Here is a 1,476-nt window from a genome sequence, read left to right as displayed (position 1 = left end):
ACAGGGCATGGGGACACGAAAGGTGCGGGCCCACCCTCCCGTGCCGCATGAACCCGCACCCGACAACCGAACCAGGAGCAACCTCGCAACCAACCGAGGCCCCACCCCCTACCCCTGCGGCACCCCCACCCCCACCGCCAGCCGCTCCAGCGCCGCCCCGGCCGGCTCCGCCGGCAGGCGGGTGCCGTCGCGCAGGCGCAGCGCCAGGTGGTCATCGGCCGCCTCCCGTGGGCCGATGACGGCCTGGTACGGGATCAGCCGGCCATCGCGGATGCGGGCGCCGAGGGTGCCGCGGTCCGGGGAGACGACCTCGGCCCGCAGGTCCAGGGCGAGAGCCCGGTCCCGGACGGCCTCCGCCTGCGGCAGCTGGTCGTCGGTCACGGGCAGAACGGCCAGCTGTACCGGGGCGAGCCAGGCCGGGAACGCGCCGCCGTGGTGCTCGATCAGGTGCGCCATCGCGCGTTCCAGGCTGCCGATGATGCTGCGGTGGACCATCACCGGCCGGTGCGGGGCCCCGTCCGGGCCGGTGTAGTGCAGAGCGAACCGCTCCGGCTGGTGGAAGTCGATCTGCACGGTCGACAGGGTGGACTCCCGCCCCGCCGGGTCGGCGATCTGCACGTCGATCTTCGGCCCGTAGAACGCCGCTTCGCCAGGGGCCTCCTCGAACGGCAGGCCCGCCGCGTCCAGTACCTCCCGCAGCAGAGCCACCGACCGTCGCCACATCGCCGGGGCGGCCACGTACTTGCCGCCCTCGCCCGGCAGCGACAGCCGGTAGCGGGCCGGCGCGATGCCGAGCGCCGCGTACGCGCGGCGGATCAGCGCGAGCGCGGCCCGTGCCTCGTCCGCCACCTGGTCGACGGTGCAGAAGATGTGCGCGTCGTTGAGGGTGATGGCCCTGACCCGGGTCAGCCCGCCGAGTACGCCGGAGCGTTCGGCGCGGTACATGCCGCCCAGCTCGGCCATCCGCAGCGGCAGTTCGCGGTAACTGTGCGGCCTGGAGCGGAAGATCAGCGCGTGGTGCGGGCAGAGGCTGGGGCGCAGCACCAGGTGTTCGCCGCCCGGGGCCCGCTCGTCTCCCGGCAGCGGTGCCGCGCCGTCCGGGTCCATCGGCGGGAACATGTCCTCGCGGTAGTGCGCCCAGTGTCCGGAGAGTTCGTACAGTTCGCGTTTGCCGAGCACGGGTGAGTGGACGTGCCGGTATCCGGCGCGGCGTTCGGTGTCCTGGAGGTAGCGCTCCAGGGCCTGCCGTACGGCGGCTCCGGCCGGCAGCCAGTAGGGCAGGCCCGCGCCGATCAGGGGGTCGGAGCCGAACAGCTCCAGCTCGCGGCCGAGCCGGCGGTGGTCGTGGGGGTGGTCGTGGAGGTGGTCGTCGTGCATGGTGGTCCTTAAGAATGTGAGGCGGTCCGGGAGGGCCGGGTGTGGCTGATGGTTGTCTGCCGTTGATGGCTTGAGGAGAATGGCCGCTCGGTCCTCCGG

Annotated in this window: 1 protein-coding gene; it reads right to left on the bottom strand. The window is 73.2% G+C overall.

Going from position 1 to position 1,476, the window contains the following annotated elements; genetic code table 11:
- Window positions 1–108: 108 nt before the first annotated feature.
- Window positions 109–1,377 (bottom strand): threonine--tRNA ligase, encoded by a 1,269-nt coding sequence (gene thrS / locus BM385_RS26365; RefSeq protein WP_093844609.1) that lies wholly within the window; start codon window positions 1,375–1,377, stop codon window positions 109–111.
- Window positions 1,378–1,476: the final 99 nt, after the last annotated feature.

The organism is Streptomyces harbinensis, assembly GCF_900116145.1.
GTDB classification, from domain to species: domain Bacteria; phylum Actinomycetota; class Actinomycetes; order Streptomycetales; family Streptomycetaceae; genus Streptomyces; species Streptomyces carpaticus.
This window is presented reverse-complemented; position numbering and strand designations above follow the sequence as displayed.